The organism is Mucilaginibacter koreensis, assembly GCF_054783355.1.
The window spans coordinates 1,116,780-1,140,938 of the sequence record NZ_BAAGQS010000001.1 but is presented as its reverse complement, the minus strand read 5'-3'; the positions used below and the strand labels follow the sequence as shown (position 1 = coordinate 1,140,938).

Annotated in this window: 22 protein-coding genes and 1 other RNA gene; 15 read left to right on the top strand and 8 right to left on the bottom strand. The window is 42.9% G+C overall.

Features of this window, described 5'->3' with window-relative positions:
• Positions 1–2 precede the first annotated feature (2 nt).
• Complete coding sequence (ppk1, locus tag ACYVNW_RS05095; protein ID WP_460680999.1) at positions 3–2,051, bottom strand: polyphosphate kinase 1; 2,049 nt, start codon at positions 2,049–2,051, stop codon at positions 3–5.
• A 167-nt stretch (positions 2,052–2,218) separates the two neighbouring features.
• Here ppk1 and ACYVNW_RS05090 point away from each other — a divergent pair, with 167 nt between their 5' ends.
• Positions 2,219–2,710 carry a YajQ family cyclic di-GMP-binding protein gene (locus ACYVNW_RS05090; protein WP_460678762.1) on the top strand — a complete coding sequence of 164 codons (492 nt, stop codon included), beginning with the start codon at positions 2,219–2,221 and terminating at the stop codon, positions 2,708–2,710.
• A gap of 369 nt (positions 2,711–3,079) precedes the next feature.
• On the opposite strand, the gene ACYVNW_RS05085 is transcribed toward ACYVNW_RS05090, so the two are convergent.
• Positions 3,080–3,517 (bottom strand): Hsp20/alpha crystallin family protein, encoded by a 438-nt coding sequence (locus tag ACYVNW_RS05085; RefSeq protein WP_460678761.1) that lies wholly within the window; start codon positions 3,515–3,517, stop codon positions 3,080–3,082.
• A 133-nt stretch (positions 3,518–3,650) separates the two neighbouring features.
• Between ACYVNW_RS05085 and ACYVNW_RS05080 the strand changes: the two genes are divergently transcribed.
• Positions 3,651–4,100: an acyl-CoA thioesterase gene (locus ACYVNW_RS05080; RefSeq protein ID WP_460678760.1), complete on the top strand. Its 450-nt coding sequence runs from the start codon at positions 3,651–3,653 to the stop codon at positions 4,098–4,100.
• A gap of 116 nt (positions 4,101–4,216) precedes the next feature.
• Here the strand turns inward: ACYVNW_RS05080 and ACYVNW_RS05075 are convergent, their stop codons facing one another.
• Positions 4,217–5,620: an FAD-binding oxidoreductase gene (locus ACYVNW_RS05075; RefSeq protein WP_460678759.1), complete on the bottom strand. Its 1,404-nt coding sequence runs from the start codon at positions 5,618–5,620 to the stop codon at positions 4,217–4,219.
• Between the two features lie 7 nt (positions 5,621–5,627).
• Positions 5,628–5,981 carry a dihydroneopterin aldolase gene (gene folB, locus ACYVNW_RS05070; protein WP_460678758.1) on the bottom strand — a complete coding sequence of 118 codons (354 nt, stop codon included), beginning with the start codon at positions 5,979–5,981 and terminating at the stop codon, positions 5,628–5,630.
• A 75-nt stretch (positions 5,982–6,056) separates the two neighbouring features.
• Between folB and ACYVNW_RS05065 the strand changes: the two genes are divergently transcribed.
• From ACYVNW_RS05065 to ACYVNW_RS05050, 4 genes are all read left to right on the top strand, one after another.
• Positions 6,057–7,238 (top strand): acyl-CoA dehydrogenase family protein, encoded by a 1,182-nt coding sequence (locus ACYVNW_RS05065; RefSeq protein ID WP_460678757.1) that lies wholly within the window; start codon positions 6,057–6,059, stop codon positions 7,236–7,238.
• Between the two features lie 170 nt (positions 7,239–7,408).
• Positions 7,409–9,430 (top strand): sensor histidine kinase, encoded by a 2,022-nt coding sequence (locus tag ACYVNW_RS05060; protein ID WP_460678756.1) that lies wholly within the window; start codon positions 7,409–7,411, stop codon positions 9,428–9,430.
• A gap of 139 nt (positions 9,431–9,569) precedes the next feature.
• On the top strand, positions 9,570–9,812 hold the full coding sequence (locus tag ACYVNW_RS05055) for a hypothetical protein (protein WP_460678755.1): 243 nt from the start codon (positions 9,570–9,572) through the stop codon (positions 9,810–9,812).
• Between the two features lie 26 nt (positions 9,813–9,838).
• Positions 9,839–10,993 (top strand): baeRF7 domain-containing protein, encoded by a 1,155-nt coding sequence (locus ACYVNW_RS05050; RefSeq protein ID WP_460678754.1) that lies wholly within the window; start codon positions 9,839–9,841, stop codon positions 10,991–10,993.
• Positions 10,994–11,060: 67 nt separating this feature from the next.
• Here ACYVNW_RS05050 and ACYVNW_RS05045 read toward each other — a convergent pair whose 3' ends face one another.
• Positions 11,061–12,407 (bottom strand): GH1 family beta-glucosidase, encoded by a 1,347-nt coding sequence (locus ACYVNW_RS05045; protein ID WP_460678753.1) that lies wholly within the window; start codon positions 12,405–12,407, stop codon positions 11,061–11,063.
• A 242-nt stretch (positions 12,408–12,649) separates the two neighbouring features.
• Positions 12,650–13,816 (bottom strand): diaminopimelate decarboxylase, encoded by a 1,167-nt coding sequence (lysA, locus tag ACYVNW_RS05040; RefSeq protein WP_460678752.1) that lies wholly within the window; start codon positions 13,814–13,816, stop codon positions 12,650–12,652.
• Positions 13,817–14,112: 296 nt separating this feature from the next.
• On the opposite strand from lysA, the gene ACYVNW_RS05035 reads away from it, so the two are divergent.
• On the top strand, positions 14,113–15,525 hold the full coding sequence (locus ACYVNW_RS05035; RefSeq protein WP_460678751.1) for a phosphohexomutase domain-containing protein: 1,413 nt from the start codon (positions 14,113–14,115) through the stop codon (positions 15,523–15,525).
• A 55-nt stretch (positions 15,526–15,580) separates the two neighbouring features.
• Here ACYVNW_RS05035 and ACYVNW_RS05030 read toward each other — a convergent pair whose 3' ends face one another.
• A complete protein-coding gene (locus ACYVNW_RS05030) occupies positions 15,581–16,075 on the bottom strand; it encodes an FUSC family protein (RefSeq protein WP_460678750.1) in 495 nt (164 codons plus the stop codon).
• A 43-nt stretch (positions 16,076–16,118) separates the two neighbouring features.
• On the opposite strand from ACYVNW_RS05030, the gene ACYVNW_RS05025 reads away from it, so the two are divergent.
• From ACYVNW_RS05025 to ACYVNW_RS04990, 8 genes are all read left to right on the top strand, one after another.
• Positions 16,119–16,577, top strand: a complete 459-nt coding sequence (locus ACYVNW_RS05025) for a DinB family protein (protein ID WP_460678749.1) — start codon at positions 16,119–16,121, stop codon at positions 16,575–16,577.
• Between the two features lie 64 nt (positions 16,578–16,641).
• On the top strand, positions 16,642–17,043 hold the full coding sequence (locus tag ACYVNW_RS05020) for a hypothetical protein (RefSeq protein WP_460678748.1): 402 nt from the start codon (positions 16,642–16,644) through the stop codon (positions 17,041–17,043).
• Positions 17,043–17,705: an SCO family protein gene (locus ACYVNW_RS05015; RefSeq protein ID WP_460678747.1), complete on the top strand. Its 663-nt coding sequence runs from the start codon at positions 17,043–17,045 to the stop codon at positions 17,703–17,705. The genes ACYVNW_RS05020 and ACYVNW_RS05015 overlap by 1 nt, the downstream gene beginning before the upstream one ends.
• On the top strand, positions 17,702–18,118 hold the full coding sequence (locus ACYVNW_RS05010; RefSeq protein ID WP_460678746.1) for a c-type cytochrome: 417 nt from the start codon (positions 17,702–17,704) through the stop codon (positions 18,116–18,118). The genes ACYVNW_RS05015 and ACYVNW_RS05010 overlap by 4 nt, the downstream gene beginning before the upstream one ends.
• Positions 18,119–18,153: 35 nt before the next feature.
• Positions 18,154–18,548: RNase P RNA component class A (gene rnpB / locus ACYVNW_RS05005), an RNA gene on the top strand.
• Positions 18,549–18,786: 238 nt separating this feature from the next.
• Positions 18,787–20,169 (top strand): sigma-54-dependent transcriptional regulator, encoded by a 1,383-nt coding sequence (locus ACYVNW_RS05000; protein WP_460678745.1) that lies wholly within the window; start codon positions 18,787–18,789, stop codon positions 20,167–20,169.
• 146 nt (positions 20,170–20,315) lie between these two features.
• Entirely contained in the window at positions 20,316–21,602 is a 1,287-nt protein-coding gene (locus tag ACYVNW_RS04995; protein WP_460678744.1) for a DNA polymerase Y family protein, read from the top strand.
• A gap of 93 nt (positions 21,603–21,695) precedes the next feature.
• Entirely contained in the window at positions 21,696–23,234 is a 1,539-nt protein-coding gene (locus tag ACYVNW_RS04990; RefSeq protein ID WP_460678743.1) for a hypothetical protein, read from the top strand.
• 1 nt (position 23,235) lies between these two features.
• Here ACYVNW_RS04990 and ACYVNW_RS04985 read toward each other — a convergent pair whose 3' ends face one another.
• Complete coding sequence (locus ACYVNW_RS04985) at positions 23,236–24,120, bottom strand: fructosamine kinase family protein (protein ID WP_460678742.1); 885 nt, start codon at positions 24,118–24,120, stop codon at positions 23,236–23,238.
• Between the last annotated feature and the right edge of the window lie 39 nt (positions 24,121–24,159).

The window sequence follows — 24,159 nt, the reverse complement described above, 5'->3', positions numbered from 1 at the left end:
GGTTAGTCGTTTTTATATTTCAAATAATTATAAATGTCTATCTGCGCTCGAACCGGAATTTCCACATCAGTACGATGATATTTGTTATTGTTCACACTATTAATTTCCCGGGCTTTGGTGTTATCTTCTAACTGAATATCGATAATATCTCTTATTTCCTGGTGTAATGCCTGGTCATAAATCATAAACCCACATTCTACCCGGTTATCAATATTACGGGTCATCATATCGGCCGAAGTTAAATACAATAATTCTTTACCGTTATTGCCAAATATCAACACCCGTGCATGCTCCAGGTATTTATCTACAATACTGATAACGCTGATGTTTTCGCTGTAACCCTTTATTCCGGGTACCAGGCAACACATGCCGCGAACAATGAGTTGCACACGCACACCGGCATTGCTGGCCTGGTAAAGTTTGGTAATTACCTGCTCATCGGCCAGGCTGTTCATTTTTAAAATGATATAAGCGTCTTTGCCGTTTTGTGCATTAGCAATTTCCTGGTCGATCAATTTGATAATGGCCGGCCTTGAATCAATTGGAGAAATGATGAGATGTTTGATATCTTGAGGTAATACACCTTTTTGCAGAGCCCTGAAAACTGCCAGCATTCCGGCCGTATACTTCTTGTTTGCTGTAAATAGCGTATGGTCGGCATAAATGCGCGCTGTGTTTTCATTAAAGTTTCCGGTCGACAGGCATCCATAATAAACCGGTTTACCCTTTTCCATACGGGTAACCAAGCATATTTTAGCGTGTACTTTATAACCATCAATGCCATAAATTACATTGATACCTTCCTCCTCCAGCCGGCGGCTCCAGCGGATATTGTTCTGCTCATCAAAACGGGCACGCAGCTCAACCAAACAGGTAACTTTTTTGCCGTTTCGGGCGGCATTAATGAGGGCATGGATCACCCGGGAGTTTTCGGCCAAGCGGTAAACGGATATGCTGATCTCCTTTACCTTAGGGTCAATAGCTGCCTCACGCAAAAAGTGGATTACGTAATCAAATGATTGGTAAGGCGTGCTTACTAAATAATCGCGCTGTGCAATTTGCTGAATCAAGCTTTTATTGAAAGACAAGCCATGCACAGGAAGTGCAGGATAGTTTTTGTATTCCAGTTCGGGCCCGCCAACATTCGGAAACTTAATAAAATCCTTAAAATTCTGGTACCGGTTGCCTGGAATGAGGCTATCAGTGGGCAAATGCATGCGGCTCACCAAAAAATTAAGCATATCTTCCGGCATATCTGAGTCATACAGCAATCGCATGGGTTTACCCTTGCGCCGCTTGGCTAAACTTTTGGAGAGTGCATCTATAAATTTTTCGCTTACCACTTTGTCCAAATCCAATTCGGCATCGCGTGTCAACTGAATGGAATAAGCTTCAATGCTGTCGTGCTCGAAAATGAAAAAGATGTCTTCCAAACTATACCGGATGACATCATCCAACATGATGATAAATTTTAAATTATTGGTTTCGGGCAGGATGATAAACCGCGACAAGTTATCGGGTATCTCAATCATGGCCAAACGAGATTTTTTACCTTTAATCAGCTTCACGAAAAAATAAATACCGCGGTCGCGCAGTTCGGGCAGCGGCATGTGGTCATCCAGCATGATAGGCACAAGGGTAGCCAACAATTTTTCGCGAAAGTAACTTTTAACAAAGGTGCCCCGCGTAACGTTCAGCTGCTTTTCGTTCAACAGGAATATTTTGTTTTCGGCCAGCTGTTTGATGATGATATTCTCATACAGGTTGTTAAACTTTTTTTCCAGCTTAACTACCAGTGTTTTTATCTGGTTGAGTACTTTTTTGGGGTTATATCCCAATAGAGCTTTTGATTTTTCATTCAGGTTAGCCAGGCGGCTTAGCGTAGCCACCCGTACACGGTAAAATTCATCTAGGTTAGACGAAAAGATAGCCAGAAAACGTATACGGTCAATGAGCGGCACGGTAGCATCGGCCGCTTCCTGTAATACACGGTCGTTGAAATAGAGCCAGCTGATTTCGCGGTTAATTAAGGGAATATCTTTAAGTATCATCAAGTGCTTTTTGCCAATCGGAGGCTTTACTGCAAATCTGCTCATTATAGTGTTAAGTTAATATTAACTATATATGAATTGCTGTGTTTGGATGTAAAGCTAATTTATACACTTGTGTATTAAAGCTAATAAAAAGTTAAATTTGCAACTCATTTAAATATTTACCTATGCCCTCTTTTGATATTGTGAGCCAGATAGATGGCCAGACGTTAGATAACGCCATTAATAACGCCAAGAAGGAAATCTTAAACCGGTACGATTTCAACGACTCGAAGAGTACGGTTGAACTTGACAAAAAAAGCAATGTAATAACCATTGTTACCGAGAACGATATGCGCCTGAAAGCGATTCAGGATTCAATTATCAGCCGCATGTTGAAGCAACAGTTAGATCCTAAAGCGCTTGACTTTGGTAAAGAGCAGTATGCTTCAGGCAATATGATTCGTAAAGAAATCAGCATTAAGGAAGGCTTGGATAAGGAAGCCGCCAAAAAGGTGGTAAAGAAAATTAAAGACAGCGGCCTTAAAGTACAGGCATCCATTATGGACGACCAGGTGCGGGTGCAGGCTAAAAAGATTGATGACCTGCAGGCGGTTATCAGCTTATGCCGTGGCGAAGATTTTGGCCAGCCCTTGCAGTATATCAACATGCGCAACTAACGGTATAACCATGTTTACTACCAGGTGTTCACGTTCATGTGTCGTGAACGCTCGTGAACGCTTTCATGACGTTTAAGTACGTGGAAAAAGTTCATTTAAATTTAGGTTACTTACATAAGTTACTGTATTTAATTAACTTATAAATTTGCCATGCTTCAATTGTTTGTACAGCGTGAACGCTCGTGAACAGTCGTGAACGTTCATGAACGCTTGCAGCGTGAACACCGATTTACAGCTCAAGTTATTGAAATACTTACAAGGCATTTTGTTGCTATTGGAAAGGCAGCACAACAAAAAAGCCGTTACGGGTTATCCGTAACGGCTTATCAACTAAATCAACAACCTCTATTTATGAAAACAAAACCTTAATTACTTTACAGCAATTTCTCTGGCTTGTACTTTTGCTTCTTCTTTTTTGGCAATGTTCAGTTTCAAAATACCATCTACATACTCAGCTTCAATGTTGGCTTGGTCTGCGGTTTCAGGTAAGGTGAATGAACGGGTGAAAGCGGTGTAAGTATGCTCGCGTTTGAAATACTTCTTACCTTCTTCCTTCCCTTCTTCTTTTTTCTCGGTTGAAACGCTTAATACGTTCTTGTCGAGATTAATTTTAAAATCTTCTTTTTTGTAACCGGGTACCACCAACTCAATATGAAACTGGTTTTCAGTTTCGGCAATGTTTACCGCAGGTAATTTGTTAAATTGGGCAGGACCAAAGAACTGATCGTTGAAAATTGAGTCAAATACATCAGTGAATTTTGGTTGTGATAAATTTTTGTGGCCGTTATTAAATTTTACTAAAGTCATTTTTATATCCTCCAAAGTTTTTATTTGTTTAACTTCGTCAGTATATAATCAACTGTTGTACCAGCAACAAAAAAGCGATATTTTAAGCCATTTTGTCGCTTAAAAATTTTTACATCAGTCAACTTGACATTATATGCCTGAAGATTTAACCAATTATCGCTATAAAGTCGCTATCCCTATCCGCTTCTCGGATATTGACGCTTACGGCAATGTGAGCAATACTATATATTTAACTTATTTTGAAATTGCCCGTTCGGCGTACTGGAGCGAAATTGCTAAATGGGACCGGCAGAAAACCGGAATTATTCTGGGTCGTTCAGAAGTGAATTATTTAAAACCTTTAAGCGTTACTGATATCATTTATTGCTATACCCGCGTATCGCGCATTGGCAACAGCAGCTTTGATATGCTGTATTTGCTTACACGCGTTGCGGCTGATGGAACCGAGGAAATTTGCACTACCGGCAAAACGGTTTGTATCAGTTACGATTATGGTAACAATAAATCTATCGCGATACCGGAAGAAGAGCGCAGCCGCATGATTGATTATGACCAGCCGGGGCTGATTACGAATACGAATTAACATAAACTTAACTTGTCATTGCGAGCGTTAGCGTAGCAACCGCTTGCTATACAGAGGCGCAGATGCCTCCGTGCGGTTGCCACGCTATCGCTCGCAATGACAAGTTTCTACTCCAATCAATTAAAAATCTTCCCCGGATTTAAAATATGATTCGGGTCGAATACATCCTTAATGCCCTTCCATAGTGCGAAGTGCATATCGGTAAATTTGAGTGGCATATAATCTTTTTGTACCAGGCCAATGCCATGCTCGCCGGATAACGTGCCGCCCAGCGCAACCGTTAGCTCAAAAATTTCTTTGATACCCCCGCTAAGTTTCTTGTTCCAGTCTTCATCGCTCATGCCGGCCTTAATGATGTTAACGTGCAGGTTGCCATCACCAGCATGGCCATAGCAAACGGACTCAAAGCCATAGCGGCTACCGATCTCCTTTATACCATTAATTAATTGCGGTAAAGCAGCGCGGGGTACTACTGTATCTTCCTCCTTATACACTGAATTTGATTTCACCGAGACTGCCATGGTACGGCGCAGTCGCCACAAATCTTCTTTTTGTGCTGAGGTATCAGCAAACAGTACTTCTTTGCAATTGAACTGCTCCAGTACATTATTGATTTTTTCGCAATCAGCAAACATCATTTCCTGTTCGTTGCCATCTACTTCAATGAGTAAAAAAGCCTGAACATCGTCTTTTAAATCGAATACAATGTCATCATGCTCTATCACCCACTCTACTCCCCTGCGCTCCATAAATTCTAAAGCCGAAGGCACCACTCCTGCTCTGAAAATAGCAGATACGGCAGCACAGGCATCTTCGTTTGAATTAAATGAGGCCAGCAGCAATACATCCTGCGCAGGTTTAGGAATCAATTTGGCAACTATTTTGGTTACAATGCCTAATGTACCCTCCGAGCCGATCATTAACTGCGTTAAGTTATAGCCCGATGAATATTTGAGTGTGTTGGCCCCGGTCCATATCACCTCGCCCGAAGTTAAAGCTACTTGCAGGTTCAAAATGTATTCGCGTATGGTACCATACTTCACTACCCTTGGTCCGCCCGAACCGTGCGATACGTTACCACCAATAAAGCAACTGCCTTTGCTGGCCGGGTCAACCGGGTATAGCAAGCCCTTTTCTGCGGCGGCATTTATAAAAGCTTCTGTAATAACGCCCGGCTCTACTGTGGCCTGTAAATTTTGCTCGTCAATTTCCAGTATGCGGTTAAAGCGTTCCATTGAAATGAGCAAACCACCATATACAGGCAAAGCGCCGCCGCTTAAACCGGTACCTGCGCCGCGCGGCGTTACCGGAATGCGGTAATAATTGCAGAGTTTCAGCAGTGCGGCCACCTGTTCGGGCGTATCAGGCAAGGCCACCACCTCGGGGTAATAGCTCAGGTCTTCCGTTTCATCATGACTGTATTTTTCCAGTTCTTCTTTACGGGTGTATACCTGTTCGTTACTAACAATACTGCGTATTTGAAGCAATATTTCGGAGTTGATTTTTCTGTAATTTTCCATCAGATGATTAAGGCCATAATATGGTAATGCCCGAGTACCCAACAGGGCCGCTCAGCGGCGGATTTAACTTTTTAATACTTACGCTCAGGTTATTTATAAACGGAAACAAGGTGATGATTTGATCAGTAATTCCCTGTCCTACGGTTTCTAATAGCTTTTTGGGTTGTTGCATTTGCTCTTGGGCAATGGCATACAATTGCTCGTAGTTAACCGTATGGCTAATTTCGTCAGCCGCGAGGTTTTTACCGGTATGGAAAGCTACTTCTATGGTAACCAAAAAACGGTTGCCGATGATCTGCTCTTCTTCATAAAAACCATGGCGGCTGTGAAATTCCGCATCGTATATCCCTACTCTCAGCATCTGCCAAAAATAAAATTAAAAGCCATTGTAGTGTTAGGCCTTTCATTAAATTTGTTATTCGCAAAACCAATTATTATGCCCCGTACCGATTTATTTGAATCTCCGGATTACTACCTGTTAGATGAATTACTTACTGATGAGCATAAACTGATACGGGAAACTGTACGGAATTGGGTGAAACAAAATGTGAGTCCGGTGATAGAGGATTACGCGCAGCGCGCCGAGTTCCCAAAGCATTTGCTGAAAGGCTTAGCCGAAATCGGCGCTTTTGGGCCTACAATACCCGAAACTTATGGTGGTGCGGGGCTCGATTATATGTCTTACGGGCTGATGATGCAGGAAATTGAGCGAGGTGATTCAGGTATCCGTTCTACAGCATCGGTACAAGGATCGCTGGTAATGTACCCTATATACGCTTATGGTTCTGAAGAGCAGCGCAACAAATACCTGCCTAAATTGGCGGCCGGGGAGTTGATCGGTTGCTTCGGTTTAACCGAACCCGACCATGGTTCTAACCCCGGCGGCATGGCCACCACCATTAAACCAGACGGCGATTTTTATATTTTAAATGGCGCAAAAATGTGGATTTCGAATGCACCATTTGCCGACATTGCGGTGGTATGGGCCCGAGATGAACAAGGAAAAATACGCGGATTGATTGTAGAGCGCGGCATGGAAGGTTTTACAACGCCCGAAACACACAACAAGTGGTCGTTGAGGGCATCGGCCACCGGCGAATTGGTATTTGATAACGTAAGGGTACCAAAAGAGAATGTACTACCCAATGTATCAGGTTTAAAAGGACCATTGGGCTGCCTTAACCAAGCCCGGTATGGTATTGCCTGGGGAGCTTTAGGCGCTGCTATGGATTGCTATGATACGGCTCTGCGCTATGCAAAAGAGCGCCATCAGTTTAATAAGCCTATTGGCGCTTTTCAGTTACAGCAAAAAAAACTGGCCGAAATGATTACCGAAATTACCAAAGGGCAATTGTTAGTGTGGCGGCTTGGCCAGCTCAAAAATGAAAACAGGGCTACTGCTGCCCAAATATCCATGGCTAAGCGCAATAGCGTTGAAACGGCGTTGAATGTAGCACGTGAAGCCCGGCAGATGCTGGGTGGTATGGGCATTACAGGCGAGTACCCCATTATGCGCCACATGATGAATTTAGAATCGGTAGTGACCTATGAAGGTACGCATGACATTCACCTGCTGATTACGGGTATGGATGTTACCGGGTTAGACGCTTTTAAATAAAACTTAATTACACTTTTAAAGAATATTTAATAATATTTTAATTATAATTGGTGAAATAATATTGTATCCAACCAAGCGCTAAATATTCCCACTTGTTAGCACCTTGTCATCAACTAAATAAATGGTTTTCAGGTCTATGCCTTATTAAAGCTGCCTGCATAAGTGTTTTTTTGTTGTTTTTTTTAAGCGCCTGTCAAACGTCTTCGCCTCACACTCCTGCCAACAAAGATTATCAAGCTATACTTGACCGCGCCGGTCGCTTGTACGAAATCAGCAAAGCAGATGAAGGTATACAGCTTTTGGATAGTGCTTCACATTTGCTTAAAACTGCCACACTACCCCAAAGAGAAGCTACTTACCTGCTATATTACCGCTATTATTATCAGGCCAAACATGATAATAAGAAAGCCGCCGTGTATTTGAATAAAATGCGTGCGGAGTTGAATACAGAGGATAAGATAAAGCAAAACCTGCAGATGTATGGTAAAACTTTCTTCATGCGCGGAGATTTGCTACTTGCTGAAAACAAACTATCGGAAGCTTATTATAATTTTTACCAGGGCAAGCAAATTGCTGCCGCTACACTCGATAATTGCAGCACCAGTGAGTACACGTACCGCATGGGCATGATTATGTTTCAACAGCATGATTACCGTAAAGCTGCTGCCTACTTTAAAATTAGTTTCAAAGAGCGGCAAAGCTGTGAGCCGGTTTTCAACACTTTTTACCGCCAGCAGGAAATGCTTGATAATGCAGGCATTAGTTACAGCAAACTGCGGATGAATGATAGTGCGGTTTATTACTATAACAAAGCACTAACTTACATTGAAACCAATGCCCATCGCTATATAAATGTAACTATGCCCATTGAAATGGGTAAAGCCGTAATAGCCGGCAACCTGGCCGAAGTACTGGTGCGGCAACGCAATTACAATAAAGCTGCTGCATTATATAAACAAAGTATTGCTATCAATTGCCAGCCGGGATATGATAATGCCGATGCCGAACTAACAGAAGTAAAACTGGCGAATTTATATATCTTAAAAAATCAGCCCGACTCATTGTTTCAAACTGTTGATTCGCTACAGAAGCATTTAGCCAAAGTCCCCAACTTAAAGGCAGAAGCAGAGTTGAACAAAATGCTGGCCGAGTATTATAGTAAAGCAGGTAACTATCAGCAAGCTTACCGGAACTATAAAAACTACCATCGCCTGCAAGATAGTGTTGCCAGCAGCGAACGCCGGTTTAAAGAACATGATGTTGATGCTCAGCTGGCGCAGTACGAGCGAGAGAACGAACTGAACAACTTAAAAAGGCATAGCCGCGAACAGCGTATTTACTTAATTGTTGCCGTAGCTTTTGTATTGCTGGTTTTAATCATTACAGTACTCATATTTAAATACTGGCGTAAATCGGCCCGAAATAACAGAATACTGGATGCCCTGAACAAGCAAATCAATCACCAAAATGAAGACCTGGAGGTTGCCCTTAATAAAGTAAACACCAGCAACCAGGAAAAAGACCGCATACTGCATACTGTAGCGCATGATTTGCGTAATCCTATTGGTGGTATTGCTTCGCTAAGCAGCACAATGGTTAGCGAAGGCGAATGCTCAGAAGAACAGCAAGCCCTGCTAAAAGCCATACGCGACACTGCGAATGACTCACTAATCCTGATCAGCGAATTGCTTGAAGTTGCCGATAATCAAGCTAAAGACTTGAACCGGCAGGAAGTAGACATTAATCAACTGGTGATTAATTGCATTGAGCTGCTGAATTATAAAGCTGCAGAAAAGAACCAGACTATAAAAATCGATCTGAGTGGTGAGCCGCAAAAAATATGGCTCAGCCGTGAAAAAATATGGCGGGTGCTGAGTAATCTCATCAGTAATGCCATCAAGTTCAGCAAGGTTAATGATGAAATTACAGTGAACGTTGAGCAATGCCCCAAAGGTTTAATGATAGCCGTGCATGATAACGGTATCGGTATTCCGGAAAATATGCAACCAATGGTATTCAACATGTTTACTGATGCCAAGCGCGAAGGTACTTTAGGAGAAAAATCTTTCGGCCTGGGTTTATCTATCTGCAAACAAATTATTGACCAGCATTCGGGTAAAATCTGGTTTGAGAGCGAAATGAATAAAGGTACCACCTTTTACTTCACCCTACCATCAAGGCAATATAATTAACTGTATGTCAGTTATTGTTAACTGTTGGTGAAATTTGCCAAAACTTTCCCCATTTCTATAAGTTGTTTCAGGTACTATACCCTTTATATCAGGCGTATGGTAACTTGAATAATTGTACAATCAGATAAAATCATTTGTTATGGGAAAAGATCAAAACGGCGGATATGTTCCACCAAAAGGCAAGCCAAGCGGCAGCGGCAGAGAAACACACAACTTGAAAGAAGCTTTTGCTGTAACCGACCCTGAAACTGAAAAGAAGATTGCAGACGAATACACTGAAGATGGCGCAGATGAGGTTTCTGCCAATGTGCATGTGCGCCACCCTAACCGTAATGTGCATAAAGGTGAAGACCTGGGTGCAGAAAACGGAGAGAATAATTAATAAGGCCAACTCATAAACTACTACCTATGGAAATTATATCAAAAGAAGAATTAAAAGAGTTAGCCGGTTTTAAAGGTGAAAGCTGTGTTTCAATTTACATTCCTACCCACCGCTCTGGTGTTGAAGTAAATGAAAAGCAGGATGCTATTCTACTGAAAAATGCACTGCAAGATGCAACTGCCCAACTGCAAAAGCAAGGGCTTGATGTAACAAGTGTAAACCAACTGCTTGAGCCGGGCTTCGACCTGTATAAAAATGAGTTATTTTGGAATAACCAGCAAAGTGGTTTGGCTGTATTTATTGCCAAAGACTATTTTAAAGTGGTGCAACTGCCATTTAATGTAAAAAACGAATTGTTGATTAATCATACTTTCTTTGTAAGCCCTTTACTGCCGTCAGTTACCAGCAACGAGGAATTTTACTTGCTGGTAGTAAGTAAGCACGATGCTAAATTTTATCAGGGCAACGCATTTGGCATTCAAAAGCTGGAGGTAGAGGGCTTGCCCAACGGTATGGAAGACGTAGTTCACTTTGAAGAGAAAGAAGACCAGCAACTATTCCGTCAGGGCGGAAAAGGTGGCAACGGCGGTGCTAATTTCCATGGCCATGGCGAGGGCCAGCTGGAAGATAAGACTAATATTGCACTCTATTTTCAAGAGGTAGACAAAACGCTGTTTACCGAAGTGCTGCATGATAAACATGTGCCTTTGGTATTGGCCGGCGTTGAGTATTTGATTCCGATTTACAAAAGCGTTTCCAAATACAATTACATCGCCGAAGAAGGCATTACCGGCAACCAGGAGCATGAGAACCAAAATGTATTGTTTGAGAAAGCCCGCGAAATATTGGCTCCATATTTCAAACAACGCACCAGGAAAGCGCTGGAGAATTACTACAACCAGATTGCCACACCTTTAACGTCATCTATGCCCGAAAAAGTGATACCGGCCAGTTATTATGCGCAGGTGTCTGACTTGTTTATTTGTGAAAACGAACACATTTGGGGTAAGTTTAACGAGGATGACAGCAAACTGGAAATCCATGCTGAAAAGCAGGACGATGATGAATGTTTGATTGATCGAGCTGCTATTAATACGTATCTGAATGGCGGCAGCGTAAGCATTTTAGATAGAGAACACATGCCTAAAGAGAGCATTATTGCTGCTTTCATGAGGTATTAGAGAAATTTATAGTTGATGGTTTATAGCTCATGGTTGAAAAGATATACATACCATGAATTATAAACCATCAACCTTTTAAAAACCTCCCATACCAGTGGCCCGAATTTTTGATGATACGTTGCTGGGTTTCAAAATTGATGTGAATGAGCCCAAAACGTGGGTTATAGCCTTCGGCCCATTCAAAATTATCGGTAAGTGTCCATACGAAATAGCCTTCTACCTTGCATCCCTCCTGGCGCGCTTTAAGCACTTGGACGATGTTGTTTTTTAAGTATTCGGTTCGCTTTAAGTCATCTACTTCCCCATTTATCAGATTATCTTTAAATGCTGCACCATTTTCCGTAATCAGCATTTTTTTGATCTGCGGGTACTGGTCATACTTTTTAAGTATATAATAAATAGCTGGCGGATATACCTCCCAGCCCATCTCCGTAGTCTCTACTTTCCGGCTTTGCGCTTTAACCAGGCTGGCACCAATGTAAGGGGCAAAAAAAGAATATTTTACCAGTTCGCGTGTGTAATTCTGCAGGCCGATAAAATCAAACTCAAACGGCATCAGTTCTTCGTCGCCCGGTAAAATGTATTTGTCCAATTGCTTTAGCACCCGCAATTCTTTAACCGGATAGCCCAAACCTAAAACAGGTTCAATAAACAGGCGGTTGATCAGGGCATCAGCGCGGCTGGCAGCTTCTGCATCATTTTTTGTTTGCCGGTAGGGCTCAATATGCGAGCAAGAGAAAGTGGTTCCAATATTGGCACTTGGCAATTGCGAACGTAATTGTTTGGCTCCTGCGCTCATGCATAAAACCGCATGGTGTACTGCCGGCAAAAAGTTACGCAGGCCACGTTTGCCGGGCGCATGTATGCCTAAAAAGTAGCCCGCACCGGTAAATACGGCCGGCTCATTCATTACCATCCAATGCTTTACCCTGTCGCCGAAGGCATGAGCACAAACAGCCGTATATTCTGTAAACCAGCTGATGATATCGCGGTTAGTCCAGCCGCCTTTTAACTCAAGGGCTAAGGGTAAATCCCAGTGATAAATGGTTACCCAAGGTTCAATACCCTGCTCCAAACAATAATTGATTACCCGGTTGTAGAAATCAACTCCGGATTTATTAATAGCCCCGGTTCCTTGAGGAATAATGCGTGACCAGCTTAAGGAGAAACGGAAATTGGGGATACCCATCTGCTTAATGAGGTCAATATCCTGCCGGTAGCGGTTATAAAAATCGCAGGCCACATCGGCGTTCTGCTTGTTTTTTACGTTGCCCTTTTTGTGGGTAAAGGCATCCCAAATTGACGGCCCTTTGCCGTCGGTGTCCCATGCCCCTTCTGTTTGAAAAGCAGCAGCCGAAACACCCCACGCAAAATCATCGCCAAATAATTGTCTGTTCAGCCGGTTTTCTTCCATTAATAATAGGCCATTAATTGTACCGGCTCAAATTGACTAATTAAAATCAACTAATAAAAGTTAAGATTTAAATTAGTGAATAAACGAAGATTTGATGTTACTGATGAATAGACGCTCGCGAATACCTCTGATGATATTAAACAAAAATGATGCAGCTTTCATATGATTATCATTTAACTGATACCAAATTAGCTGCACCATATCAAGTTATCATTACCCAGCTATAATGTTTTTGTTAAGTATCATTCCGCATCAGAATAGATACTTTGCACACGGTCGCGCAGGTTATAGCCCGACGCCATCACTTCGCCATAAGCGCCGGCCGTACGGATGGCCAGCAAATCGCCGCGCTGCGATTCGGGCAGTTGCACGTCGGTTTGAAAACAGTCGGTGCTCTCGCATATAGGGCCAACTACATCATAACCTACCATTTTCTTCCCTTCATCAACTGTCTTGCTTAAATTTTCAATCTGATGATACGCTTGATATAGCATTGGGCGAATCAATTCCGTCATACCGGCATCCAGCACCAGGAAGTTTTTGTTGATACCATTTTTTACATACAGCACCCGCGCAATCAGGCTGGCAGAATGAGCGACCAGCGACCTGCCTAACTCAAAATGTACTTCCTGCCCCTCTTTTACAATAAGGTTTTCATTAAAAATGCGGAAATAATTGTCAAAATCTGCTACAGGCTGTGCCTCATGCGTGCGGTAATCAATACCTAAACCGCCACCTACATTCAGCACCTGTACATTCAATCCGCGCTGTTCAAACCATTCGCTCAACTCATTCGCTTTTACACACAAATCCTTAAACACATCCAGCTCGGTAATTTGTGAGCCAATGTGAAAGTGAATACCAATAAATTGTAAGTTGGTACTATTGCCTAATGTAAACACCACATCATCTAGCTGCCAGGTGTTAATGCCAAATTTGTTTTCGTCCAACCCTGTAGTAATAAAACGGTGGGTATGCGCATCTACATTCGGGTTAATACGTATGGCCACTTTCGCTGTTTTATTTTTTGCTATAGCTAAATCATTAATCACTACAAGTTCTTGTACCGATTCTACGTTGAAGCAAAAAATGTCAGCATCCAATGCCGCATTAATTTCTTTATCGCTTTTACCTACACCTGCAAACACTATTTTGCTGGCAGTAAATTGATGAGCAATAGCTGCTTTAACTTCATTACCGCTTACACAATCGGCACCAAAGCCTGTAGCTTGTACGGCCTCTAAAACGGCCGGATTAAAGTTGGCTTTTAGCGCATAGTGCACGTGATAGTTATAACGATCGGCTGCTTGCTTACACGCTTGCAGCGTTTGGCGCAGCAGGTTTAAATCATAATAGTAAAATGGAGTCTCGGTATTTTCGAATTTTTTTAGGGTTTGCTCGCTGAACATGAAAGTGGATATACAGAATGTTAATGATACTTATTGCTAAAGATGTTTTTAATTGATCTCGACAAATGGTTTTAAAACATTAATTACTCAACCGTGTTAAAATCCACATAACAAACGTTTGGCGCGAGAAAATTGCCTGAAGCGATAATATGCACGCCGCTGATTAACATATAGTTGATTAAATATTAAGCTATTGATATTTATCAACACCTTAATTGCAATTGTGAGATAACTTATTAACTTCGAACCAATTTTTAGGCCCTAAAATTAAGATTTTAAACATACTATATTCTACCATGACTAAAATTAAATTTGGTACCGATGGCTGGAGAGCTATTATAGCTGACGACTTTACCGTTGATAATGTAAAACGCGTAGCCGAAGGTACTGCCCTTTGGTTAAAAGAAAGTTTTGATAACCCTTCAGCCGTTGTAGGTGCTGATCCCCGCTTCGGCGGACCTTTATTTGCTGATGTAACTACCACCGTATTGGCATCACATGGTGTTAAAGTATATCGTGCCGAAAATACTTTTGTATCTACCCCCATGATATCATTGGGTACTGTGCGTAAAGGTGCCTCTGCAGGTATCATCATCACTGCAAGCCATAATCCTCCGGCATATAACGGGTATAAAATTAAAGCCAGCTATGGTGGCCCGGCTACGCCTGATACTATTGAAAAAGTAGAATCGCTGATTCCGGAAACCTTTAACGGAAATTTGAAAACTGTAGCCGAATATCAAAAAGATGGTTTGGTAGAATTCGTCAATCTGGAAGATATGTATGTGGAAGACATTGAGGCAAAGTTCGACCTTGATGCCATTCGCAACAGCGGCATGAGCTGGGCTTATGATGCCATGTATGGTGCCGGCCAAAATGTAATGCAGCGCCTGTTCCCGGATATTACCTTCATGCATTGCGATCATAACGAGGGCTTTGGTGGCCAGGCTCCCGAGCCTATCCAGCGTAACCTGCAACCATTTGAAGAGCTGATTAAAGCTTCAGAAGGCGAGATTGCTTCGGGTTTGGTAACTGATGGCGATGCCGACCGTATTGGCTTATATGACCAGGACGGTAACTTCGTAGACTCGCACCATATTTTGTTGTTATTAATTCACTACATGTATAAAGTGAAAGGCGAGAAAGGCGAAGTTTACTCTACTTTCTCTTGTACCAGCAAAATTCAGAAATTGTGTGATGCCTATGGCATTAATAACACCGTTACCAAAATCGGTTTCAAATACATTTGCGATTTAATTGTGAATTCTGGCAATCCATTCCTGGTGGGTGGCGAAGAATCGGGCGGTATAGCAGTTGCGGGTCATATCCCAGAGCGCGACGGTATCTGGATTGGCTTGGTAATTTGGGAGTTTATGGCGAAAACCGGCCGTAGTTTAACTGATTTGGTTCAGGAAATTTACAGCGTAGTAGGTTCGTTTGCTGTTGAGCGTTATGATTTGCACGTAACCGAAGAGAAGAAACAGCAAATTATTTCGGCCTGCAAATCGGGTGAGTACAACGGTTTCGGCGACTTTAGAATCGTAAAAACCGAAGATTTAGATGGTTTCAAATTCTTCTTCGAAAACGAATCATGGGTAATGATACGCCCTTCAGGTACTGAGCCGGTATTGCGTGTATATGCTGAAGCCGCTAACTCAGCAGAATCATTCAAAATTCTGGATGCCACCAAGGCAGAGTTGCTGAAGTAGTCACTGCTTAAAGCCACATCATATAAAAAATGCCTGCAAAACTTGCAGGCATTTTTTATTCGGTAAAGTTTTCGTGATGTATTTGCTTGGCCTTATCTACAAAAGCATGAAAAATTAAAGTGAGCAGTATGGCAATAAGGCAGCCGCCTACTACCCCGGCGGCACGCTCAAGCGCAACATCCCAAAAGTATTTGCCTTTTTCGTGCACCAATATAATCAGTACTGCTACCGCGGCCGACCGGGTAACTGCCTGCAGTTTCAATAGCTCGCAAATTATAATGGCCAGTGCCACGCCAATACTCATCATCAGTAAATTCATCGGATGAATGAAAAACAATATCAGCCCTATGGCCGCACCTATTAAATTGGCTTTAATGCGATTGATGGCTAACTGAGTACCATCTTTACGGTCGGGCGTTAAGACCAGCACAATAGATATCAAACACCAGGCACCTACCCCCGGGTAGGCACTATAGATGTAATAGCCGATGGCGGTGCCAATAACGCTTTTCAAAATATAAAGAAGAACATCAGCTTGCTTAATAGTCATGGCAAAAGATGAGTTTTACTAACTTGCTTAACAAAGCAAAACTATGAAACAGTATTTTATCCGCTTATTTAATTATGATAAATACGCCAACCAACTCTTACTGCAAAGCATCTTTGCCGGGTACAAACCAGCACAAGCAGTACGACTGATGGCACACCTGTTGGCAGCACAACAAATATGGCTAAAACGCTGCCAGGGCTTACCTTCTTCTACCAGCGAACTATGGTCTGGTGGGCAGAGTGATGATCTGAAGAGCATGATTGATGATTACCATATGCAATGGCTCAACTACCTTTCCGGTCTGAAAGAAGAAGATTTTGAAAGCATCATCACTTACCAAAATTCTAAAGGAGAAATGTTCTCCAACCAACTGCAGGATATATTAGGTCATGTTATTAACCATGGTACGCATCACCGGGCGCAGATCGGCCAGCAACTTAAAGCAGATGGATTGGAAAAATTACCCGTTACTGACTATATCCTTTACGTCAGGGAACTTTAATAGGTGGGTTGGTTTGTAATCACAGCCTGCTTGTTGTAAGTTTGCATTGTACTTAATTAAGGTAATGAAACAATCATTTATCGCAGCGGCATTAGTAATGCTTGCCCTGAGTTCCTGTTCCGATCCAAAAGCTAAACAAAAAGCTTTATTGGATGATATCATAAAGATGCATGATAAAGCCATGTCTGGTGAGGATAAGGCGCAAACCCAAAAAATGAAGCTGGACACTATGCTGAAACAGAACCCGGCTTTAAACCAGGAAGGCGCGTTTGTAAAATCTGATTTAATGGCTGCTGATAGTACCATGGAAGAGTGGATGCATAACTTCAACCCGGAATACAAGGGAAAATCTGATCAGGAAATTGAGCAATACCTGAACGAGCAAAAAAAGCAGCTCTCGAAAGTGGAAGGCCAGTTGCAAGCGGCTAACGACAAAGCAGCCCAGTTTATTACCAAATATAAATAATGAAACGAATATTTGCCTTTGCTTTAGCAGCTATGGCGCTGCAAACCGCCTGTAACTTAAAGCAAACCAACCAGCAAAAGCTTCCTGTATTAGGTAATCGCACGCCCGTAACCAAAACTGTTGACGGTAAAACGGTTACTGACACTGCCTATGCCACTATACCGGCCTTTAAGTTTGTAAACCAGTACGGCGATAGCATTACCAATAAATCATTGGATGGCGATATTTATGTAGCTGATTTCTTCTTTACCTCCTGCCCTTCTATATGCCCGGTAATGCACCGCAATATGCTGAAGGTGTACAATGCATTTAAAAAGGATGGCAATTTCAAAATTATTTCCTACAGCATTGACCCCAAGCATGATAGTGTAGCCGTATTAAAAAAATATGCCGACGGTTTGGGTATTAGTGGTAATACCTGGTGGTTGTTACAGGGTACCAAGGATGAAACTTACCAGTTAGCCAAAAGCTACCTGATGGGCGTAGCCGAAACCAAAGGCGAAAACGGAGGCTACACGCACGACGGTTATTTTATATTAATAGATAAGCAAAAGCGCATCAGGGGCAGTGTATACAATGGCACCAATCCCGATGACGTAGATAAACTGATTGCCGACATTAAAACCTTACAGCAGGAACCGGAACAAACCATTGCCCAATGAAATTCCTGATACCCGGCCTTCTGTTCGCTTTCGTAATGGCAATAGCTTGCTCCTGCCAGAGCGAACAGGAACTGGAATTTAAGCGGTATTATACTTCGGGTAAAGTGGTTTACCAAAGCCATTGCCAAAACTGCCATGCCGCTAACGGCGAAGGTTTAGGCACCTTGATTCCGCCGCTTACAGATGCGGCTTACATCAAAAGCAATAAGAGCAGTCTTACCTGTATCATCAATAATGGCATGCAGCAACCACTGCTGATCAATAAAAAATCTTATTACCAAAAAATGCCACCTTCGGGGTTGGCACCGGTTGAGATTGCGGAAGTAATTACTTATATCACCAATTCTTTCGGCAACAAATTGGGTACTTATACCACCGGGCAGGTAAACCACGATTTAGCGGCCTGTCAGTAAACAGGCGTTATCCTCTATAATTTGTGTACCTTTGCCAAGCAAAACGTTCTATCGCTGCCTTGCAATACAGGTGGAGGAAAGTCCGGGCAACACAGAGCATCCTGCTTCCTAACGGGAAGGCGCCTCGTCAGCGGGCGACAGCAAGTGCCACAGAAAATAAACCGCCGGCCTTTGGGCAGGTAAGGGTGAAAACGCGGGGTAAGAGCCCACGGCCTTTGCAGGTAACTGCAATTGCGGTAAACCTCAGGAGTTGAAAAACCAAATAGGTTCTGAACGCGGAACGGCTCGTTCCCTATTGGTGGCTTCGGCTGCCGTTGTCAGAATGGGTAGGTTGCTAAAGGCTGTTGGTAACAACAGTATCCAGATGAATGATAGAAGCTGTGGGCCCCGGCCTGCAGAACAGAACCCGGCTTACACTTTTGCTGCTGATATCAACCCTTTCTGCTTCATGCAGGGAGGGTTTTTTGTTGGGATGAAAGACTGTTGCAGAAAGTAAAAAAGACGATAAGATATAAGTCTCCTTGCTCTTTAATTCAATTTTCTTCAACCTTCCATTCTTTGTCTTTTCTCCTACTAACCATCGTTCATCTCAAAAAATAAGTGTTGCATTTTCTATACATTTACCTATATTAGCGGCGTTTCCATTACTACCTACTGAACAACCAACAATGGCAAAAATTTTAATTATTGACGACGAGCGGGCCATCCGCAATACTTTACGCGAAATACTGGAATACGAAGATTATCAGGTAGAAGACGTTGACAACGGAATTGATGGGTTAACCATGATTCAAAAAAACGACTATGATTTGGTGCTTTGTGATATCAAAATGAACCGGATGGACGGCATGGAAGTGCTGACCGAAGGTTTAGCCATTAAACCCGATCTGCCATTCATCATGATTTCTGGCCATGGTACGGTAGAAACTGCCGTAGAAGCCAGTAAAAAAGGAGCTTTCGACTTTATCTCGAAACCGCCTGACCTAAACCGCCTGCTCATTACCGTTCGCAACGCGCTCGACCGTGGCTCGTTGGTGGTAGAAGCCAAAACGCTGAAACGCAAGGTGTCTAAAGTACGCCCAATTTTGGGTAACTCACAAGGCATCATGAAAATTAAAGAAACCATAGACCGCGTAGCCCCTACTGAGGCTCGGGTACTGGTAACCGGCGCCAATGGTAGTGGTAAAGAATTGGTAGCCCGCTGGTTGCACGAAAAATCAAACCGTGCCAATGCTCCTTTAATTGAAGTTAACTGTGCGGCCATTCCATCAGAGCTGATTGAGAGTGAATTGTTTGGTCACGAAAAGGGCTCATTTACTTCGGCAGTTAAACAACGCATTGGTAAATTCGAGTCGGCCAGTGGTGGTACTTTGTTTTTGGATGAGATTGGCGATATGAGCCATTCTGCCCAGGCTAAAGTACTTCGTGCTCTGCAAGAAAGCCGCATTACCCGTGTAGGCGGCGAAAAAGAAATTGAGGTAGATGTACGTGTTGTTGCGGCAACCAATAAAGATTTATTAAAAGAAATTGAGGATGGTAATTTCCGGATGGACTTGTACCACCGTTTAAGTGTAATTTTAATTCACGTACCTCCGCTGGCTGAGCGCCGCGATGATATACCCCTGTTAACGCAAAGCTTTTTGGAGGAAATTTGTAATGAGTACGGTATGCCTACCAAGCGCATCAGCGAGCCGGCTTTAGAAGCATTGAAAGCTTTGCCGTGGACGGGTAACATCCGTGAGTTGCGCAATATGATTGAGCGTTTAATCATTTTGAGCGATAAGGTAATCACCGATACTGATGTAAAAGCATTCGCCAATCCATCGGCACCGGTAACTGCTGTTGCGGCAAGCGCAGCTGCGGCCCCGCAGACAGATTTTGATCAATTCAAAAACTTCCAGGAGTATAAAGATTACGCAGAACGTGAGTATATCAAATTCAAGTTGGAGAAAAACAACTGGAATGTATCAAAAACGGCAGACGACATCGATATTCAACGCAGTCACTTATATAGTAAGATTGAAAAATTTGGCTTGAAAAGAGGCGAATGAAAGTTGCTGAAACTAAATTTATAAGAGGCAGAAATTAACCATTTCCGCCTCTTATCGTTTTTGAGTATTTGTGTAGCTGCTTAAATTACTTTTCAACATTCTGGATCAAGGGTTGTTATTGCTAAAAATATTAGCAATTTTTGTTTATGAATCAAAATTCATTACAACCTAAAACTGAACCCAGAGTGCTGTTTGTGGATATGAACAGCTTTTTTGCCCGTTGCGAGCAGCAGGTAAATTACTGGCTGCGCAACCGGCCGGTCGGGGTTTGTGTGTATACAGGTAAGTTTGGCTGTGTTATCTCCCTATCAACTGAAGCCAAAGAGCGTGGCGTAAAAGCCGGTATGCGGCTCAATGAGGCCATTAAAACTTGCCCTGATCTTATTCCGCTGGAAAGCAATCCGGCACGTTACCGGGAATTTCACAAAAAAATTATACATGTGCTGCAAGGCTATAGCAAAGATGTAGTACCCAAAAGCATTGACGAGGCTATTGTAAATTTGAATGGCTACGAGCGGCTGCATGAGCACCCGGTAGAGTTGGCCAGGCAAATAAAAGAAGATATTTTAAGAAATGTAGGCGATTGGCTCACTTGCTCAGTGGGCATTGCCCCCAATGCATTTTTGGCCAAACTGGGCTCAGACTTAGGAAAAAAGAAAGGTGGCTTACTGCTCATCACTCCCCAAAACATTGATGAAGTACTGCACCCGCTAAAGTTGGGCGATTTGCCCGGTATTGGCCGCAACATGGCTTATCGCCTTGAGCGCGCCGGTATTATGACGCCGCTGCAAATGCGCTACACCCCGGCGCAACGCCTTAAAGCTGTATTTAAAAGTATTGAAGGGCATTATTGGCACTGCCGCCTCAATTTTATTGAAACCAATATTGTAGCGCACGAATACCGGGGCATGCAGGCTATGCGCCAAATCTCGGGCGAGAAGCGGAAAAGCATGCAGTATTTAGAACAACTGTTTATGACCTTGTGCCTCACCCTGGAAAAACGAATGGTGAGACACAAATTTTACTGTAAGGCCATAGCTTTTACAGCTAACTATGAAGATGGAAGCCGCTGGGATGATGCCTTCACCATTACTACTCCTGTACAGGATGCCATCAGCTTGATGCGGATGATACGCATACGGATTGAGAAGTTTGAAGAAGTAACCGCCAGCGCACCGGTATTTAATCACCAAGTAACCGGTTTGCGTGTGGCCGTTACCAACTTTGTAAACAACGGCGATGCACTGTTCAACTTGTTTGAAGACATGGAGCAGCGCCAAACTGCTTTAAAAACCATGCATGCCATCAAAGATAAGTTTGGTGCCGATAAATTGGTGCGCGCTGTAGAGTTAACCGATAGTAATGTAGTTAAAGACGTTATTGGCTTTGGTTCGGTAAAAGATTTGAGCGATTTGGATTATAATACCTTTTAATTGCCGCTGCCAATGGGTTTCGTCATATTTGTGATTATGCGAATCTCCAACAGTGCTTGCTTGCTATTGAAACCACCGGTGATATTCTTAGCATTGTTAATTACAATAGTGCAAAGCTGCTATAGCCAGCCCAGCAGTTTAGCCACCCGGCCTGCTACGGTTCAACTCAACAATATGTTTGGCATTAATGCCTACGAGTGGAACTTTCTGCAAGACCCGGCACACCCTGCCGATGCAGATAAAATATATGAGCCTAAAATGGCTTTAGCTAAATCATTCACGGGCGTTCGGCATTATTTGGATTGGATGCACCTGGAGCCGGAGCGAGATCATTATACATTCAACCCTTCGCGCAATGGCAGCTGGAATTATGATGCCATGTATGAGCGTTGTAAAAAAGAAGGGATGTTGGTGCTGGCTTGTATCAAGACCTGTCCGCAATGGCTGGTAGACACCTACCCTACTGATCAGCGCGATAATGAGAATGTGCCGGCTCCTTATGGTGCCAACCGCTCGCTGCCGGCTTCTTACCTGCAGCAAGCTAAAATGGCTTTCCGGTTTGCAGCACGGTATGGTGCAAATACAAAGGTGAACCGGGCACTGGTGAAAGTTGATACCACCCGCCGCTGGAATGGTGATGCGGTTAATGAAATCAAAATCGGCTTGAACACCGTGCATTATATGGAATGCGATAATGAGCGCGACAAGTGGTGGAAAGGTGACAAAGCGCACCAAACCGCCGAAGAATATGCCGCTAACCTCTCTGCCTTTTATGATGGCGACCAGGGCCGTTTGGGTAAAAATGCAGGTGTTAAAAACGCCGATCCATCGATGCAGGTGGTAATGGCCGGCTTGGCTGACCCTAACTTAGATTACCTGAAAGCCATGGTGGAATGGTGTAAAAAGCATCGCGGGTACAAACCTAATGGGCAGGTTGATTTGTGTTTTGACGTAGTTAATTATCATTTCTATTCAGCAAATGATAATTTAAGTACGCACGAACTCGGAACTACAGGCATTTCACCCGAAACATCTCAGGCGGCGCAGCTGGCTAACCAGTTTGTAAATTATGCAAATAGTTTAACTAACAAACCACCGGTATGGATTACAGAGGCCGGTTACGATATTAATCAAAAAAGCATTCAGCGCGCAGCGGCTACACCAAGCAAACCTGCATTAATGATTCAGGCTGATTGGATTGTACGTACGGCGCTGTTGTATGCACGGTATGGCATTAACAGGCTGTTTTTTTATCAGTTATTTGATGACACACCCAATAGCGAAGCACGCTTTGCCACCTCGGGCTTGAGCGAAGAAACCAAACTCAGACCGGCGGCAGATTACATTTTACAATTGCGCAAACTGATGGGTAATTACCGCTATGAGAAAACAGTTAACCAACAACCTTTAATAGATATTTACCGGCAAGGCAACAAAACGTTGTATGTCATCACCAATACCGATGATGCACATCAAATCAACTACAATTTTAAAACTTTAAACCACAGGCAAGTAGCATTATATCGGTTAAACGCCGGAGGAGATGCAGCGGTTAAAACAATACTTACCGCCAGTAAAAACCAGGTAGCGCTTAAATTAAGCGGTACGCCGGTAGTGTTGGAAGAATTGTAAGTTATAGATATTGCTGTAAAGCAGATTTTACCCGGTTCAGATAGCTCTTACCAAACAGGTTTAAGTGCAATAGCAAGGTATAAAGATTCCATAAATCCACCCGTTGCTGCCACCCTGTAGCTAAGGGGTAACTCTCGTTATAAGTTTGATAAAAATCCTTTTCAAAACCACCAAATAAGGTGGTCATGGCCATATCGAACTCCCGGTGTCCATAGCTTACAGCCGGGTCGATTAAATAAGGTTTACCTTCAACATCAATAATATAATTTCCGCTCCATAGATCGCCGTGCAGTAAAGAAGGGGCTTCTTCATCAAAAAGCTGCGGTACTTGTTTATATAACCGCTCGAAGTCATCCGCATCAGCAGGAGACAATAGATTTTTATTTAACGCTAAACGCACCATAGGTTGCAGGCGTTCAACAATAAAGAAGTCGGCCCAAGTGCTACGCCGCGTATTGGATTGTGGCAATGAGCCCATATAATTATCATGCATAAACCCGAAATATGCATTGCTGCTTTTGTGCATGGCAGCCAGCTGTTCACCCAATAAAGCAGAACTGCGGGAGCTTGGTGTTATTGTTTCTATCCATTCGAGTAGCAGAAAGCTTTGGTTTTCGTAACTGTTGCAAAGCACTATTTCAGGAGTTTTTATAGTTCCTGTATCGCTTATTGCCTGTAATCCCGCAGCTTCCAGTTCAAACATCTTAGGGTAAGTATACTTGCTGTTTAATTTTAGCAAAAAGCTGTAATGTGAGGTATGTAACTGGTAAACATGGTTAATACTTCCGCCATTTACCTGCGTTACTTTCCTAATCTCAATTTCAACATTTAAAGTGACACTTAAACTTTCTTGTAAATATTGAATGAGTTGATGACTGATGTGCATAGTATAATTAGCTTATTCAAAGATGTGATACACAATTAT